General features: G+C 65.7%; 18 protein-coding genes and 1 pseudogene. 12 read left to right on the forward strand and 7 right to left on the reverse strand.

The window, feature by feature from the left end:
• Nucleotides 1-310 (reverse strand): annotated as a pseudogene (locus tag VK533_RS17015) (hypothetical protein); the annotation flags it as partial.
• A 119-nt stretch (nt 311-429) separates the two neighbouring features.
• Between VK533_RS17015 and parC the strand changes: the two are divergent.
• Entirely contained in the window at nt 430-2,709 is a 2,280-nt protein-coding gene (gene parC, locus VK533_RS17020; RefSeq protein WP_324379918.1) for a DNA topoisomerase IV subunit A, read from the forward strand.
• Between the two features lie 97 nt (nt 2,710-2,806).
• Nucleotides 2,807-4,465 (forward strand): putative bifunctional diguanylate cyclase/phosphodiesterase, encoded by a 1,659-nt coding sequence (locus VK533_RS17025; protein ID WP_324379920.1) that lies wholly within the window; start codon nt 2,807-2,809, stop codon nt 4,463-4,465.
• Here the strand turns inward: VK533_RS17025 and VK533_RS17030 are convergent.
• The 4 genes from VK533_RS17030 to VK533_RS17045 are packed head-to-tail and all read right to left on the reverse strand — an operon-like array spanning nt 4,444 to nt 7,304.
• Nucleotides 4,444-5,637, reverse strand: coding sequence for a CCA tRNA nucleotidyltransferase (locus VK533_RS17030; RefSeq protein WP_324379922.1), 1,194 nt, complete (start codon nt 5,635-5,637; stop codon nt 4,444-4,446). The genes VK533_RS17025 and VK533_RS17030 overlap by 22 nt on opposite strands.
• Nucleotides 5,634-6,224, reverse strand: a complete 591-nt coding sequence (locus VK533_RS17035; RefSeq protein WP_324379924.1) for a CoA pyrophosphatase — start codon at nt 6,222-6,224, stop codon at nt 5,634-5,636. Before VK533_RS17035 ends, VK533_RS17030 begins: the two co-directional genes overlap by 4 nt.
• Nucleotides 6,221-6,778 carry a DUF1285 domain-containing protein gene (locus VK533_RS17040; RefSeq protein WP_324379925.1) on the reverse strand — a complete coding sequence of 186 codons (558 nt, stop codon included), beginning with the start codon at nt 6,776-6,778 and terminating at the stop codon, nt 6,221-6,223. Before VK533_RS17040 ends, VK533_RS17035 begins: the two co-directional genes overlap by 4 nt.
• 10 nt (nt 6,779-6,788) lie before the next feature.
• Nucleotides 6,789-7,304 carry an N-acetyltransferase gene (locus tag VK533_RS17045; protein WP_324379952.1) on the reverse strand — a complete coding sequence of 172 codons (516 nt, stop codon included), beginning with the start codon at nt 7,302-7,304 and terminating at the stop codon, nt 6,789-6,791.
• 240 nt (nt 7,305-7,544) lie between these two features.
• Here VK533_RS17045 and VK533_RS17050 point away from each other — a divergent pair, with 240 nt between their 5' ends.
• Entirely contained in the window at nt 7,545-7,970 is a 426-nt protein-coding gene (locus VK533_RS17050) for a FolB domain-containing protein (RefSeq protein WP_324379927.1), read from the forward strand.
• Complete coding sequence (locus VK533_RS17055; protein WP_324379929.1) at nt 7,970-8,725, forward strand: SDR family oxidoreductase; 756 nt, start codon at nt 7,970-7,972, stop codon at nt 8,723-8,725. Before VK533_RS17050 ends, VK533_RS17055 begins: the two co-directional genes overlap by 1 nt.
• A 120-nt stretch (nt 8,726-8,845) precedes the next feature.
• On the opposite strand, the gene VK533_RS17060 is transcribed toward VK533_RS17055, so the two are convergent.
• The gene (locus VK533_RS17060; RefSeq protein WP_324379932.1) at nt 8,846-9,670 is read right to left on the reverse strand and encodes a hypothetical protein; all 825 of its coding nucleotides are present in this window, start codon (nt 9,668-9,670) and stop codon (nt 8,846-8,848) included.
• 212 nt (nt 9,671-9,882) lie between these two features.
• Between VK533_RS17060 and VK533_RS17065 the strand changes: the two genes are divergently transcribed.
• From VK533_RS17065 to dprA, 7 genes are all read left to right on the forward strand, one after another.
• The gene (locus VK533_RS17065; RefSeq protein WP_414712331.1) at nt 9,883-10,539 is read left to right on the forward strand and encodes an energy transducer TonB; all 657 of its coding nucleotides are present in this window, start codon (nt 9,883-9,885) and stop codon (nt 10,537-10,539) included.
• A 70-nt stretch (nt 10,540-10,609) separates the two neighbouring features.
• Nucleotides 10,610-11,374: a MotA/TolQ/ExbB proton channel family protein gene (locus VK533_RS17070; protein WP_324379936.1), complete on the forward strand. Its 765-nt coding sequence runs from the start codon at nt 10,610-10,612 to the stop codon at nt 11,372-11,374.
• A gap of 88 nt (nt 11,375-11,462) precedes the next feature.
• Nucleotides 11,463-11,951 (forward strand): biopolymer transporter ExbD, encoded by a 489-nt coding sequence (locus VK533_RS17075; protein ID WP_324379938.1) that lies wholly within the window; start codon nt 11,463-11,465, stop codon nt 11,949-11,951.
• 25 nt (nt 11,952-11,976) lie between these two features.
• Nucleotides 11,977-12,402 carry a biopolymer transporter ExbD gene (locus tag VK533_RS17080; protein WP_324379940.1) on the forward strand — a complete coding sequence of 142 codons (426 nt, stop codon included), beginning with the start codon at nt 11,977-11,979 and terminating at the stop codon, nt 12,400-12,402.
• Between the two features lie 143 nt (nt 12,403-12,545).
• On the forward strand, nt 12,546-12,968 hold the full coding sequence (locus tag VK533_RS17085; RefSeq protein ID WP_324379942.1) for a biopolymer transporter ExbD: 423 nt from the start codon (nt 12,546-12,548) through the stop codon (nt 12,966-12,968).
• A gap of 175 nt (nt 12,969-13,143) precedes the next feature.
• Nucleotides 13,144-13,743: a glycerol-3-phosphate 1-O-acyltransferase PlsY gene (gene plsY / locus VK533_RS17090; protein WP_324379944.1), complete on the forward strand. Its 600-nt coding sequence runs from the start codon at nt 13,144-13,146 to the stop codon at nt 13,741-13,743.
• Complete coding sequence (gene dprA, locus VK533_RS17095; RefSeq protein WP_324379946.1) at nt 13,730-14,830, forward strand: DNA-processing protein DprA; 1,101 nt, start codon at nt 13,730-13,732, stop codon at nt 14,828-14,830. The genes plsY and dprA overlap by 14 nt, the downstream gene beginning before the upstream one ends.
• Here the strand turns inward: dprA and VK533_RS17100 are convergent, their stop codons facing one another.
• Nucleotides 14,831-15,799 carry a 2OG-Fe(II) oxygenase gene (locus tag VK533_RS17100; RefSeq protein WP_324379948.1) on the reverse strand — a complete coding sequence of 323 codons (969 nt, stop codon included), beginning with the start codon at nt 15,797-15,799 and terminating at the stop codon, nt 14,831-14,833.
• A gap of 130 nt (nt 15,800-15,929) precedes the next feature.
• Here VK533_RS17100 and VK533_RS17105 point away from each other — a divergent pair.
• Nucleotides 15,930-16,111, forward strand: a 182-nt coding sequence (locus VK533_RS17105) for a toprim domain-containing protein (RefSeq protein WP_324379950.1), incomplete at its 3' end; no start/stop codon positions are given.

Here is a 16,111-nt window from a genome sequence, read left to right on the forward strand (position 1 = left end):
GCTTGAGCGACAGGCTGCCCCACACATTGCGATTCGCTGCATGATATTCGAGCCCGGTTATGCGGCAGCGCGACGGGCCGAGCGCCTCGCACTGCATGGCGTGCTGCTCCTGGGTCTCGGCGACATGCTCGGGCGGGAGCAGGAAGGAATAGGCATAGGTCAGCGCGACGCCGGGCAGGTTGGTCGGCGCGACGTCCGGTCCCGACGCGGCCTCATTGGCCGTCATGTCGGAGGCCATGTGACCCTGATCCGGCGCCTGCTTGCTGCAGCCGGCGACGATCAAGGCCAGGATCAGGATCGCCTTGCGCATTTCTTCCCCCTTATCTTTCGACGGAGCTTATCGCGCGGCTCGCTTGTGGCAAGCGCGGCAACATTCATTTTTGCTCGGCATAGTGACACCCGTCGCACCGGCCTGTTATCGCCCCCGCGATGACTGACACCGCCGACCCATTCAATCTGATCGTAGATGCCCCGTTCGATAGCGCGCTGAGCGAGCGCTATCTCGTCTATGCTTTGTCCACGATCACGGCGCGTTCGCTGCCGGACGTGCGCGACGGGCTGAAGCCGGTCCATCGCCGCCTGCTTTGGGGTATGCGGCTGCTCAAGCTCGATCCGGCGTCGGGCTACAAGAAATGCGCGCGCGTCGTCGGCGACGTGATGGGCAAATATCACCCGCACGGCGACGCCTCGATCTACGATGCGATGGTGCGCCTCGCCCAGCCGTTCGCGCTGCGTTACCCTTTGGTCGACGGGCAGGGCAATTTCGGCAATGTCGACGGCGATAACGCCGCGGCGATGCGCTATACCGAGGCGCGGCTGACGCAGGCGGCGATCCTGCTGATGGACGGCCTCGACGAGGCCACCGTCGACTTCAAGCCGACCTATAATGGCGAGGAGGAAGAGCCCGAAGTCTTCCCCGGCCTGTTCCCCAATCTGCTCGCCAACGGCGCCGCCGGCATCGCGGTCGGCATGGCGACCTCGATCCCGCCGCACAATGTCGCCGAACTGATCGACGCCGCGGTCCATATCCTCGACCAGCCCGAAAGCGATCCGCGCGAATTGATGCGTTTCGTCACCGGCCCCGATTTGCCGACCGGCGGCATCGTCGTCGACAGCGCCGCCGCCATCGCCGAAGCCTATGCCACCGGCCGCGGCTCGTTCCGCGTGCGCGCGCGCTGGTCGATCGAGGATCAGGGCCGGGGCACCTGGAATGCGGTGATTACCGAGGTGCCGTATCAGGTGCCCAAGGCCAAGTTGATCGAGGCGATCGCGCAGCTGATCAACGACAAGCGCCTGCCGATCCTGGCCGACGTCCGCGACGAGAGCGACGAGGCGATCCGGATCGTGCTCGAGCCGCGCAGCCGTACCGTCGATCCGCAGACATTGATGGACAGCCTGTTCCGGTTGACCGATCTCGAAACGCGCGTACCGCTCAACCTCAACGTGCTCGATCGCGATCGCACGCCCCGCGTCATGTCGCTGAAACAGGCACTTGCGGCCTGGCTTGACCATCAGTTCGAGGTTCTGGTCCGCCGTTCGAACCATCGACTCGCCAAGATCGCCGACCGGATCGAGTTGGTCGACGGTTATCTCGTCACCTATCTCAATCTCGATCGCGTTATCCAGATCATCCGCCAGGAGGACGAGCCCAAGCCGATCCTGATGGCGGAGTTCGCGCTGACCGATCGCCAGGCCGAGGCGATCCTCAACATGCGGTTGCGCAGCTTGCGCAAGCTTGAGGAGATGGAATTGCGCAAGGAGCGCGAGGCGCTCGACAAGGAAGCGCAGGAACTGACGGCTTTGGTCGAAAGCCCCGCGCGCCAGCGCACCCGGCTCAAGCGCGATCTCGCCAAATTGCGCGAACGTTATTCGGAAACGACCGAGATTGGCCGCCGCCGCACCCTGATCGAGGAGCAGGGTCCGGCGCGCGAAATCCCGCTCGAGGCGATGATCGAACGTGAGCCGATTTCGGTGATCCTGTCGCAGCGCGGCTGGGTCCGTGCGATGAAGGGTCATATCGACCTCGCCTCGGCCGAGGCGCTCAAGTTCAAGGAAGGCGACGGACCTGCCTTCGCCTTCCACGCCCAGACCACCGACAAATTGCTGCTCGTGGCGGATACGGGCCGCATCTACACGCTCGCCGCCGACAAATTGCCGGGCGGGCGCGGCTTCGGCGAACCGGTGCGTTTGATGATCGACCTGGAGGGGGAGGCGGGGATCAATACCCTGTTCCCGTACCGCGCCGGCGAGCGCCTGCTGTTCGCGGCGAGCGACGGCAAGGGCTTCATCGCCAAGACCGAGGATGCGATCGGCGAGACGCGCAAGGGCCGTCAGGTGGTCAATCTGCGCAGTGGCGCTGCGGTGAAGGTTGCGCGGCCGATTCCGGCCGAGGACGATTATGTCGCCGCGATCGGCGACAATCGGAAACTGGTCGTCTTCCCGCTGAACGAGGTACCCGAACTGGCACGCGGGCAGGGCGCCCAGCTGCAGCGCTATCGTGACGGCGGCTTGTCGGACGCTACCACCTTCCGCTTCGAGGAAGGCCTGTCGTGGCCGATGGGCGGCGATAGCGGCCGCTTCCGCACCGAAACCGATCTGGGACCGTGGCGCGCCGCGCGCGGTGCCGCTGGGCGCATGCCGCCGACCGGATTTCCGAGGGATAACAGATTCGGTAGCGGTCCCATCAAGGTACAGTCGACGAAATCTTAACGCTTTTTGGCTTATCCGTAGCCCAATGCAGGTTGCGAGTATCAGCCGCGGCAAGAGGCGTCCCGCAACCCTTGGGAATGCGGGCGCACTCGCGTCTGTGAAAAACCCCGACGTCGAACCGGCGATGGTGATCACGCGACAGCGTTATCTCGACGCCATCCATATCCCGGCAGCCGTGGTCGTGATCGATGACGATCAGCCCAAGATTGTCGCCTGCAACACCCCATTCCAGCGGATCGGCGGCGACGCGGCCGACGGCGAAGAGGCGCGTGGCCTGATCAGCGCGGTCAAAACCTTCCTCGAGGAGAGCCAGGAAAAGAACGACCTCGACTGGCGCCAGCCGGGCATCGGCGGACGCAGCTTTCGCCTCCACCTTTCACGCCTGCCGCTCAATGGCGAAAACCGCCGCGCGCTCGTTACCCTGGTCGATCGTACCGCCGAGGTGGAGACCGCGCGCTCGCTCCGGGCCGAGATGCTGCACGACAGCCTGACCGGCCTGCCCAATCGACTGGCGTTCGGCGAGGCGCTCGAAGAAGCGATCGAGACCGACGGCACCGACAGCAGCTTCGCGATCCTTGCGGTCGATCTCAATCGCTTCAGCCGTATCAACGAATGCGTCGGCGCGCTCGCCGGCGACGAACTGATCATCACCGTCGCGCGCCGTCTGGTTTCGGCGCTGCGTCAGGGGGACATGCTGGCCCGCATGGCCGGCGATGAATTCGGCGTCCTGTTGCGCCACACCGAGGGCGACAATGACGTGGCCAACGCCGCCACGCGCCTGCAGGCCGCACTGTCGACCCCGATCCGCCTGTCCGAACTCGAAATCCGCGTCGATTGCTCGATCGGCGGCGCGCTTTGGGACAAGCGTATTCACAGTTCGGGCGACCTGCTCCGCAATGCCCAGGTCGCGCTCAAGCGCGCCAAGAATTCGGGCCAGGTCGAGCTGTTCCGTCCGGGCGAAGCGAACCATGCCCGCCGCCGTTTCAGCCTCGAAACCGAGCTGCGTCGCGCGATCGAGCAGGATAAATTGAGCCTGGCGTTCCAGCCTCTGATCCATCTCCAGACCGGCACCGTTTCCGGATTCGAGGCGCTGGCGCGCTGGGAGCACCCCGAACAGGGCAATATCTCCCCGGTCGAGTTCATCTCGGTGGCGGAGGAATCAGGTCTGATCGTCCCGCTCGGACGCTGGGCGCTCGACGCGACCGCGCGCACGCTCGCGGACTGGGACAAAAAGCACGGCAGCCAGCTGCCGCTTAAACTGTGCGTCAACGTCTCGCCGGTTCAGCTTGCGCGTGACGCGGTCGACGAAGCGGTCAAGACGATCCTCGATCACAACGGGATCGGCGGTCAGCGCCTGACGCTCGAATTGACCGAAAGCTCGATCATCGCCGATCCGGAACGCGCCAATCGCGTGCTGAGCGCGCTTCACGATCTTGGCTGCCGCGTGGCGATGGACGATTTCGGCACGGGCTATTCGAGCCTGGCCTATCTCCAGAAGCTGCCGATCGACATCCTCAAGATCGACCGCAGCTTCGTCACCAACATGCATGAAAATGGCGACTCGGTCGCGATCATCCGCGCGATCCTGAGCCTCGCGCGCACGCTCGGCATGTCGACCACCGCCGAGGGTATCGAGACCGCCGAGGCGGAGCGCACGCTCGCCAATCTCGGCTGCGATACCGGGCAGGGCTATTTCTTCGCGCGGCCTTTGACCGCGGACAACGCGCTCGAATTCTACCGCGCGCGCAAGGCCTGAGCGACCTTTTCGCCGGCGATGGCGCGCACGCGCGCCGCGTTCGGGAAATCCTCTTCCACCCACTGACGCTCGATCGCCTGCAGCGTCGCCGCGACCTGCGGACCGGCGCTTAGGCCCAGCGCGACCAGATCGCCGCCGCCGATCGGCAGGCGCGGCGGCGTCCAGCCTTCCAGCGCGGCCAGACCTTCCGCCGGATCGGCGCTACGCAACAGCAGCCGGTCGCGCGCGGGCCCGACCCCGATCGCCTGGGCCAGCGCGCGGGCAGGCCCAGGTTCGCCAGGCTCGGCGGCAGTCACCAGCCGTTTGCGCTGGGCATTGGACAATTTGAGCCGCGCGCCGACCTGATCGGCCAGAGCGGGATCGGGCGGCAGCAAAGCCGCCAGCCGCCGCACCGCATCGCCGCCCTGAGCAGGCTCGCGCGCGACCAGTCGCCTGAGCCGGGCGACGCTGTCCGTATCGATTTCCGGCAGCACCGGCGCGAAAATCCCATGCGCGACCATCAACGCCACGGTTGGCACCGGGTCGTCCACGGCGAGCAATTTGAGCAATTCCTGCGCGATCCGTTCCCGCGACAGCGCCATCAAATCGTTGGCGCGTTCGGTGCAGGCGGCCAGTCCCGCGACGTCGGGCGTGCCCTGGCCGAAGCGCGCATGGAAGCGGAAGAAGCGCAGGATGCGCAGATGATCTTCGGCGATGCGCGCCAGCGGATCGCCGATGAAGCGTACCAGCCCGGTTTTCACGTCCTCGGCCCCGCCGAAATAATCGTGGATCCGGCCATCGGTGGGATCGGCCGAGAGCGCGTTGATCGTGAAGTCGCGCCGCGCCGCATCCTCGCGCCAGTCGTCGGTAAAGGCGACGGTCGCGCGCCGGCCGTCGGTTTCGACGTCGCGCCTGAGCGTGGTCACCTCGACCGGCCCGCTCGGCAGCACCACGGTGACCGTGCCGTGGGCGATGCCGGTCGGCACCGCCTTGAAGCCGGCGGCGAGCACCCGCCGCGACACGTCGTCGGGCAGCAATGCGGTGGCAAGGTCGAGGTCGGACACGGGCAGGCCGAGCAGAGTGTCGCGCACCGCGCCGCCAACATAGCGCACCAGTCCGTCGCCCGCGCCGAGCGCGTCGGTCAGGCGGATCAGGTCCGCGCGCGTGCGCCAGCCGGCTTCGGGCAAGATCATGCGATCGCGCCCCGCAGCCGGGCGCCGAGGTTGATGATCATCGCCGCCGTCGCGCCCCAGATACGCCGGTCCTCCCAGACTATCTCGTGGAAGTGGCGCTCGCGCCCCTCCCACATCATGCTCTGGGGCACATGATTGCCCGGCGTGAGCAGGAAGGCCAGCGGTGTCTCGAACACCGCCGCCACCTCGCCTTCATGCGGGGCAAGCGGCAGATCGGGCGGGATCACGCCTATCACGGGGGTGACCGCGAAGCCGGTGCCGATGCGATAGAGGTCGCTCGTCCCCACCACATCGACCAGATCCGGATCGAGCCCGATCTCCTCCTGCGCCTCGCGCAAGGCGGTCGCGACCACGTCCTTGTCTTCCAGATCGACCCGCCCGCCGGGGAACGCGATCTGGCCGGCATGACGCCTCAGATGCGGCTGGCGCAACGTCAGCAACACGCCCGGCTCCGGACGGTCGGTGATCGCAACCAGCACCGCGGCCGGCGCATAGATGCCGCGTGCGCGATCATAGTCGTCGCCGCTGATCGCAACATGATCGCCCGCGTCCGCCAGCGCGGCGCGTAGCCGATCGGCGAGGCTCATGCGGCGGCCAGCGGAAAGAAGATGCCGTCCGACCAGAGGCCGGGGGGCGTATCGCCTTCCTCCAGCGCCAGCTCGGCCAGCTCGTAATAAACGGGACGCGCGATCGCCGCCTCCAGTCCGCCGCGCACGGTCAGATAAGGCCGCCCCTCGACCAGATGCAATTTGTGCGCGGGGCCGGCCACCACCGGCTCGTCCGTGTTCAGTCGGAACGCGATGCGGCGATCCTTGCCGGTGCCTTCACACTGCGCCTCGACCGCGACAAAGGGCGCATCCTCGACCGCGATGTCGAGCTTCTCCACGGGAGTCACCAGCACATATTGTCCGTCTTCCTCGCGCCGGAGCAGGCCGGCGAACAGCCGAACCATCGCTGGCCGCCGGATCGGTGCGCCTTCATGATACCAAGTGCCGTCGCGCGCGATCCGCATCGCGCTGTCGCCGCAATGCGGCGGATTCCATTGATCGACCGGCGGCAGGCGGCGGTCGACCACCGCTTGCGCGATCTCGGCAAGCGTCAGGCTGGCAAGCTCGGACGGAGGCGGCGCGCTTTCGGTCATGGACGTGCCGTTAGCGGAGGAGGGCGCCCTTTGTCTCGCGTCGCGGACCAAGCATGCCGCGGTAGGGCAGGTCGCGCCCGCCGGTCCGCGCCAGCAGCCGCCGCCGTTCGAACGGACCGGGCAAGTCCCAATTGATGGCCTGGTCGGCGATGAAGCCGAAATGCCGGCTATAATATTCGGCGTCGCCGATCAGCACGAGCGGCTCGCGCCCGTCCGCCGATGCCAGCATCTCCCGCATCATCGCCCGGCCGATGCCCTGCTGCTGCCGTTCGGGATCGACCGCGACCGGACCGACCAGGATCAAGGGCGTCTCGCCGTCGGCCCCATGCAGCGCGATCGGCCAGCATTGCAGCGATCCGACCAGCCGGTCCTCTTCGTACGCGGCCAGCGACAATTCGGGAATGACGGCCATGCCTTCGCGCAGCCGGTAGGCCGTGCGGCCGCGTCGGTCCGCGCCGAAGGCTGCGTCGAGCAGCGATTCGACAGCGTTCGGATCGGCATCGGCAAGCGGCGACAGCGTGATCAACAAGGCAATCTCCGTACGGGAAGGGGAGCGCCCCATAACGGATAAGGCGCGAAAGGAAACCCGGCTGGCAGGCCCGATCTTCGGCTGCCGGGCCCTGATCGGCTCAGGCTGAAAGCCTGAACCGTGAATCAAGGCCCTTTATTGTTTAGAGCCTGATTCACGTCATCCGCGAAAGCGCGCAGCGCTTTCACAGACAACGATCAGGCTCTAAGGCGCCACCGTTACAGAAGTGAGACCCTGATGACCGCGATCGATCACCCCAAGCCTCTGGTGCTGGTGCCTGAAACAGGCTCGGCTGGCGATTTCGTGCGCCTCGAGGTGAGCGATCTCGTCGTCGAGGTGCTGACCGGAATCTATTCCGAAGAAACGCATATGCCGCAGCCGCTCAAGATTTCGGTCACCGCCGACATCGCCGCGCCCAGGCGTTTCAACCATGACACACCGTTGAGTGCGTCCAAGAATTATCTCGATCTGCGTCGTGCGGTCGAGGACGGCCTGCCGCGCGACGTCCACTTCACTTTGGTCGAGGCGGTCGCCGATCATATCGTCGACACGATCTTCGGCGGTGACGCGCGTGTCACGCGGGTCGAGGTCAAGATCGTCAAGCTGGCCTTGTCGCAGGCGAACGAATCGATCGGCATGACCCTGGTGCGCGAGCGCCGCTGATGCTCGCGCTGGTCACGGGCGGATTGCACCGGGTCGGCGCGGCGATCGCCGCGCGGCTGGCGGCGGCCGGTTACGACCTCGCGCTCCACGCGCATCGCGCGGGCGAGCCCGATCCCGCGCTGGCGCAGGCGATTGCCGCGCATGGCCGCGAATCGGCGATTTTCCCGGCCGATCTGGCTGCGTCCGGTGACGTCGAGACATTGGTCGCCCAGGTGAAGGCACGTTTCGGGCGAGCGCCCGACGCGCTGGTCAACAGCGCCTCGATCATCGCCGAGGGCCAGTGGGCCGATCTGTCGCACGAGGCGCTGGCCCGCCATCTCGACGTCAATTTCGTCGCGCCGATGCTGCTGACGCGGGGTTTCGCGGCCGCGCTCGCGGACGGGCAGGCGGGGGCGGTGGTCAATATCGTCGACCAGCGCGTGGCCAATCCGCCGGTCGATCAGGCGGCTTACACCGCATCGAAGCTGGCCTTGGGATCGGTGACGCGCGTGATGGCGCGCGCTTTCGCGCCCCAGGTTCGCGTCAATGCGGTCGCACCCGGCATGGTCTTGCCCGGCGACGATTATGACGACGACCAATGGCAAAGGCTGAAGACGGCGATGCCGTTGCGGCGCAATTCGCCGCCGGAGGAAATTGCCGAGGCGGTCGCTTACCTGCTTGGCGCGCGGGCCGTGACCGGACAGACCCTCTATGTCGACGGTGGCGCGAATCTCGAAAGCTTCGCGCGCGATTTCGTCCACATGATGCGCGATTGAGCGCTTTGTTTCTGGGGCGGCACCGGCCCGCACCCCCACCCGGCCTCCCATAGAATAACCTGTTGGGAGGCCGGGCGGGGGTGCGGGCCGGTGCCGCATCTCAAATTAAAAGAGCGCGCTTCAGCGCTTGCAGGGCCCCAGGCCGGTCAGCACCACCTGATAATCGGCGCGTGCCGCGTCCGCATCCTCGGCGGAGAGACCCGCGACCGCGGCATCGGGCAACGGGCGGGGCAGGCCGCAGGCGAGCCGATACCACAGCAGACTGTCGGGTTTGGGCGGGGCCGCGCTGTCGTCGACCAGCTCGGACAAGGCCACCGCCCAGCGCGGATCCTCGTGCGGACGGCGCAGGATCGAGAGCGAGATCGGCCTCTTGTCGGACGTGCGCAGGAAAATCTGCGTCTCGCTTTCGCCGGGCAGGGACCCCGCGACATGGAAGGCGCGGGTGATGCCGGTGATCGCGGGCGGCGCGTCGGCCGCGATCGCGGCGGTCAGGATCGCGCGCAGCCGTGCCTCGTTCTCGGGCGTGCGCGGCACCTGCGCGCGCGGCCCGACCAGCTGAAGCTCTCCCGGCGTCGCGGTGGTGCCGGCCAGCAGCAGCACGGGAACGCCTTTCAGCTTGCGATGCTTGCCCTTTGAGTCGTCCGCGAGGTCGACCAGATAGGAAACGCGCGCCGGCACGCCGGTTCCGCTGATCAGCGCCTTCACATCCGCCTGGACATAATAGCGTGTCTCACCTGGTGGGACGTCGGCGGCCGCCGGACCCTTCACGGGAATCGACTCCGCGATCTGGGCGGCGACCACCTGCGGCGCGGCCAGCGCCATGTCGGCGAGCTCTACATAGCTGTAATCTGTCGACAATCCGCCGAAGGGAAGGGGGGCGGCGGCCGGGCAGGCCGTGGCTGCGACAATCAGCGTAATCACGCACAAGGGAACCGGTAAACGCATGGTTTTAAAGCCTTGCCACGAGCGTAAAGAAAGATTCAATCCGCCTTTAGCCGGTTAACGCAACCATAAAGCGTTTGCATGGTCCAAATCGTCGCGATAGGAACACGGCTCGTGCAGCGACTAGGACGCAGAGCCTGACGCGTGCGTATCGGACGGGATGCCGGAAAGGGCGGTATTCCCAACTCACGGATCGGAGGGAGTGTCATTCTTTAATGGCTTACGCTGACCAACCAACAATGAGCCCTCGTAAGGCTTTCTCCATCGGGCTGGTTGTGCTGCTCCATGTCGTCATCGGATATGCGTTCGTTACCGGACTTGCCTTCAACGTTATCAAGAAGGCGGCGCAGGATCTGAAGGTGGTGGACATCAAGGACCAACCGCCACCACCCGAGCAGAAGCCGCCGCCACCGCCGCCGCAGCAGACCAATGTGCCGCCGCCGCCGATCGTGGCGCCGCCGCCGATTGTGCAGACGCAGACTCTCGCGCCGCAGATCCAGACGGTCTTGACGCCGCCGCCGGTTGCGCCGCCGATCACCGTGGCTGCTACGCCCGCGCCGGCACCGCCGGTGATTTCGCAGGCTGCCGCCGCGAAGGGCAATCCGCAATCCTGGGTTACCGCCGACGATTATCCGCCGGGCGCGCTTCGTGAAGAGCGTCAGGGCGTCAGCGCGATCGCCTGGACTGTCAACGAGCAGGGCCGCGTCGAGAATTGCCGTATCACGGCATCGAGCGGTTCCCCGGATCTGGACGAAGCGGCCTGCCGTCTCGTCACCCGCCGCGGGCGCTATGCCCCCGCCAAGGATCAGGCAGGCAATCCGATCAAATCCTCGGACGCGCGCCGCTTCCGTTGGCAGATACCTAACGAATGACGCTGGCCGCGGGGCGGGGCGATGATCGCCCTGCGCCGCTCAACCTATACGAAGAAGGACTGTTGAGACCATGACTACTCCCGCCGCCGGCGCTGCAGCCGCGAATTCCAATCCGTACGGCCTGATGGCCGCGCTGCACCAGGGCGGTATCATCGCCTGGACGGTGTTCATCATCCTCGTGATCATGTCGCTCTCGACGTGGTACGTGCTGTTCGCCAAGCTGTTCGAGCAGCAGAAGATCCTCAACCAGTATAAGCGCGTTCGCAGCAGCTTCTGGGGTACGCCGACCATCAAGGACGGCGCCAACAAGCTGGAGCGTAACTCGGCCTATCGCCAGATCGTCGACGACGGCCTGCTCGCGCAGGACCAGCACACCAAGCTGATCGACCCGGTCGACCAGCATGAGTGGGTTGGCGCCTCGCTGTCGCGCTCGACCGCCTCGATCAACTCGCGTCTCGGCTCGGGTCTCGCGATCCTCGCGACCGTCGGTTCGACCGCGCCGTTCGTCGGGCTGTTCGGTACCGTCATCGGTATCTACCGCGCGCTGATCAAGATCGGCGCCGCCGGTCAGGCCTCGATCGACGCGGTCGCCGGTCCGGTCGGCGAAGCGCTGATCATGACCGCGCTCGGCCTCGTCGTCGCGGTTCCGGCCGTGCTCGGCTACAACTGGCTCGTCCGCCGCAACAAGGTCGTAGGCGAACAGCTTGGCGTCTTCGCGACCGATCTGCACGCCTACATGGTGTCGAACGGCGCCCTGCGCCCGCAGCTCACCGCGGCGAAGACCGTGTCGGCTCCGGCCGTCAAGGCACCGACCTCGACTGCGCCGAAGGCCTAATGGGAAGCGCGGGCGGGGTTTCGGCCTCGCCCGCCGCTTCAACGGTGGCGGCCATGCCGTCCGCCAAACAGAATAGGAAATTCGCTCCATGGCGATGAGTGTCGGCAATGCCGAAGATAACGCCCCGATGTCGGACATCAACACGACGCCTCTCGTGGACGTCATGCTGGTGCTTCTGATCATCTTCCTGATCACCGTGCCGGTCGTGATCCAGACCGTGCCCGTTCGCCTGCCGAAGGTTGCTTACGAGCCGACCACCAGCAAGCCGGAGAATGTCGTTCTCTCGGTGCGTAACGGCAAGGACGGCCGCTGCGAGGTCTTCTGGGGTCAGACCAAGATCACCGCGCAGGAGTTGCTCGACAGGTCCGTCGCCAAGCTGAAGCTTGAGATCGACAAGCTGGGCGGTCCGTCGCACATCACCGCGGATTCGCTGCCGGAGGTCCATATCCGCAGCGATATCGACACCCGCTGGGAATGCGTCGGCGGCGCGATGACCAACGTGTCGCGTGCCGGCTTCACCCGCGTCGGCTTCATCTCGCAGCCCGATCCCGGCATGTATCACGCCGCGGTCGAATAAGCGCCGAATTCAGGAGTAGACGACAATGGCTATGAGCACCGGCGGCGCCGAAGGCGAGCCGATGATGGACATCAACACGACGCCGCTTATCGACGTCATGCTGGTGCTCCTCATCATGTTCATCATTACGATCCCCGTGCAGACCCATGCCGTGAAGCTGGATCTGCCGCAGCCGACCAATGTGCCGCCGCCGCCGATTCTGCCGACCAAGAACGAGGTCGCGATCACCAACACCGGTCAGATCCTGTGGAACGGTACGCCGGTCGATCTGATCACGCTTCGTCAATATCTCGATCAGTCGCAGATTCAGAACCCGACCCCCGAACTGCACCTGCGCCCGGCGCCGGATGCGCGTTACGAGGTGGTGGACGCGGTGCTGGCCGTCACCAAGCGCGCGCAAGTCACCAAGATGGGCTTCGTTGGCAACGAGGCTTACGCGAACGACTTCTGATCGCCTTCGCGATCGGCAAGAAAATGGGGGCGGGCCATCTGGTCCGCCCCCATTTTTGTGCCTAAAGATGGCTCATTGTCGACCCAGAGGATATCATATATCATCCCATGACCGCATGAGCGGACATAGAGGAGTGGTTCGATATGGCCATGAGCTCCAGTGTAATTGCAGACCAGCCGATGATGGATATCAACACGACGCCGCTTATCGACGTCATGCTGGTGCTCCTCATCATGTTCATCATCACCATTCCGATGCAGACCCACGCGGTGAAGGTGGATACGCCCTCCGGCCCGCCGCCCAGGCCTGCCCCCCCGCCAATCAGGAACGAGGTTGCCATCACCAACACCGGTCAGGTGTTGTGGAACAGTACGCCGGTCGATCTGGTCACGCTGCGCCGCTATCTCGACCAGTCGCAGACGCTTGACCCGATTCCCGAATTGCAGCTGCGCCCGGCGTCGGATGCGCGGTACGAAACGGTGGATTCGGTGCTGGCGGTTACCAAGCATGCGCATGTCACCAGGATGGGTTTCGTCGGCAACGAGGCCTACGCCAACGACTTCTGATCGCTGGGCTTTTCGCCAAAACGAGGGGCGGGCATTGGCCCGCCCTTTTTATTTGGTAGAAGCGCCAATTCGGCGCAAATCTGCGGGGAATGGCCCGTCTTGGTTATATTGATCTAGTTTAGTTGCGCCGTTTGGGCGAATGCGTAATCCTTTGCCGAATAGGGGGAATTTTTCGGTGGACGGCTGGGCGTTGCCCGCACTCATTCTGGTTTGCAGCTACCTTCTCGGCTCGATCCCGTTCGGCGTGATCGTGACGCGGATCGCAGGCGCCGATGATCCGCGTTCGATCGGCTCGGGCAATATCGGCGCGACCAACGTGCTGCGCACCGGCCGCAAGGGGCTGGCGGCGATGACCCTGCTTCTCGACGGCGCCAAAGGCGCTGCTGCGGTACTCGCGGCGGAGTCGGTGAGTCCCGGCAGCGGCCCGATCGCGGCGGTCGGTGCTTTCTTCGGCCATCTGTTCCCGGTCTGGCTCCGTTTCAGGGGCGGCAAGGGGGTCGCGACCCTGCTCGGCATTACGCTAGCACTCCATTGGCCGACCGGGCTGGTGGCGCTTGCGGCGTGGGTGTTGGCGATGCTGATCTCGCGTCGTTCCTCGGTCGGCGGCATGGCGGCGGCGACGGTGACGCCGGTGGCGTCGGCCTATTTCTTCCGCGTAGATTTGACCTTGATGTTCCTCGCGCTGGCGCTGATCGTGCTCTGGCGCCATCGCGCCAATATCGAGCGGCTGATCGAAGGGACCGAGCCGCGCATCGGCGAGCGTGGCCAGGGCTGATCCAATCGACGCCGACGGATTGGCGCGCCTGCGGCTGATCCGGACGGCTTCGGTCGGGCCGGTCAGCTATCGCCAGCTTCTTCGCCGTTTCGGATCGGCCCAGGCCGCGCTCGACGCGATTCCAGATCTTGCCGGTCGTGGCGGCGGGCGCACGCCGTTCATCCCGAGCCTAGCCGATGTCGAGCGCGAGGCGAACCGGGTGGCCGCTTCAGGTGCGTATTATCTGTTCAATGGCCGCGATCTCTACCCGGCATTGCTGGCCGAGGCGGACGATGCACCCCCGGTGCTGATCGCCGCCGGCGACCTTTCGCTGCTTGGTCGCCCGACCGTGGCGATGGTCGGCGCGCGCAACGCGTCGGCGGCGGCGGTCCGCTTCGCGCGCCAGCTGGCTTATGATCTGGCGATGCTCGGCCATGTGGTCGTGTCCGGTCTCGCGCGGGGGATCGACACCGCCGCGCATCAGGGCGCGCTCGCGACCGGCACGATCGGCGTCGTCGCCGGCGGGATCGACATCTTTTATCCCCCCGAAAACGAAGCGCTGCAGCGCGACATGATGACGCGCGGGCTGGTCTTGTCCGAACAGCCGCCGGGAACCGAGCCGCATGCGCGCCATTTCCCGTCGCGCAATCGCATCATCGCCGGTCTGGCCCAAGGGACGGTGGTGGTGGAGGCGGCGCCCAAATCGGGTTCGCTGATCACCGCGCGGCTCGCGGCGGACTATGGGCGGGACGTGATGGCGGTGCCCGGCTCACCGCTCGATCCGCGGGCGCAAGGATGCAACCAGCTCATCCGTGAAGGGGCTACCCTGGTCCAGTCCGCGGCTGATGTGGCTGAGGCACTCGGGCCTTTCGGTCAGAATCATGTCGCTGCGCCGGCGCCGGACTTCGCCGCCGCCGCCTCCGGCGATATCGGCGATCAGGAACGACGCGTCATCGTCACGCTGCTCGGTCCGAGTCCCGTCGCGATCGACGAACTTGTGCGCCAGTCGGGCATGCCGCCGGCGGCGGTACACATCATATTGCTGGAACTCGAGCTCGCCGGACGATTGGCGCGTCATGCCGGCGCGCGCGTCAGCCTGGACGAATAGTCAGGGGGTCACAAACGTGCGCTCGCGAATCCAGCGGCTCGCGAGATATTTGGTCCCTTCGCCTACGGGCAGTCCGGCATGCTCCGACATCTGGTCGGCGCGTCCGTCGGGCAAGGCGTTGCGGAACACCAGGACCGTCCCGGTCCAGCCCCGCACCTTTTTGCCCAGGCGCGGGAAATTGGTCTCGCCGCCGAGATAGGCTTCGTTGAGATAGATCAAAGCGGTCTTCACCCGCTGATTGGCGGCGCCGTTGATATAGTCGAGATGGTTCAGATAATGTTGGCCAGGCCGATAGCGCAGGATCTGCAGCGGCTCTCCCTGATCGGCCTGGGTGCCGCTGAGCGCCGCCAGCCGCCGGTTGAAGGCATGGATCAGGGGGTTCTCGTTCAGCCAGTGGATATGCGCTTCGTCCGCCGTCCGGATCGGGTCGATCCGTTCGGTTCCGCTATGTTGCTCCAGCACACGCGCGCGCTGGAAATCCGGTTCGGCGATACGGATCAGATAGTCGCACTCGGCCTGCGAAAAAGCGTCCTTGAACAACAGGGTATCGGGGGACTCGCTCACGCGGTCTCCACGTGGCAGCGTGGCCGGATCGCCCTGTTTGGTCAGCGGCAGCGCTGCCAGCAAAGCCGCTATTTCGGCGCGCGCCGGATCGTGTCCGGCTTCATGGCGCAGGCGCGCCATCGCCTCGCCCCAATTGCGTTCGCCGACATAGCCGTGCGCCAGCAGGTTGGTGGCATAGATCGCGCTGCCGACATGACCCGCTTCGCCGGCGCGCTGATAGAAAGCGCGTCCGGCGGCGAAATTCTGGGGCAGCAGGCCGCCCTGCCAATTCAGTTCGGCCAGGGTCGCCAGCGCGCCGGGATCCTGCCGGTCGGCCAATTGCTGGAACAGCGCGAGCGCCTCCTGTTCCTGCCCGGCATTGAGCAGGCCGAAGGCCTGAAGCAGCATGGGATCGGGCGGCAGCATCGGCTTAAACTATGGCAAGCTTCCGTTTAGCCCGCTAGCGCCCATATCAGGTCCTTGTATCAGGCCCTTGACGCACCGGTCTGCGGCTCTTCACCATCGCGCGTACACGTAAGGATAAAAAACCAGCCTCATGAAGCTCGTTGTCGTCGAATCCCCCGCCAAGGCCAAAACCATCGAGAAATATCTCGGACCCGGCCATCGGGTGCTGGCCTCCTATGGTCATGTCCGCGATCTGCCGCCCAAGGACGGGTCGGTCGATCCCGATAATGGCTTCGCGATGGAGTGGGAGCCTTATGCCGACAAGGCCAAGCA

It is taken from the genome of Sphingomonas sp., from assembly GCF_035317925.1.
GTDB lineage: Bacteria > Pseudomonadota > Alphaproteobacteria > Sphingomonadales > Sphingomonadaceae > Sphingomonas_I.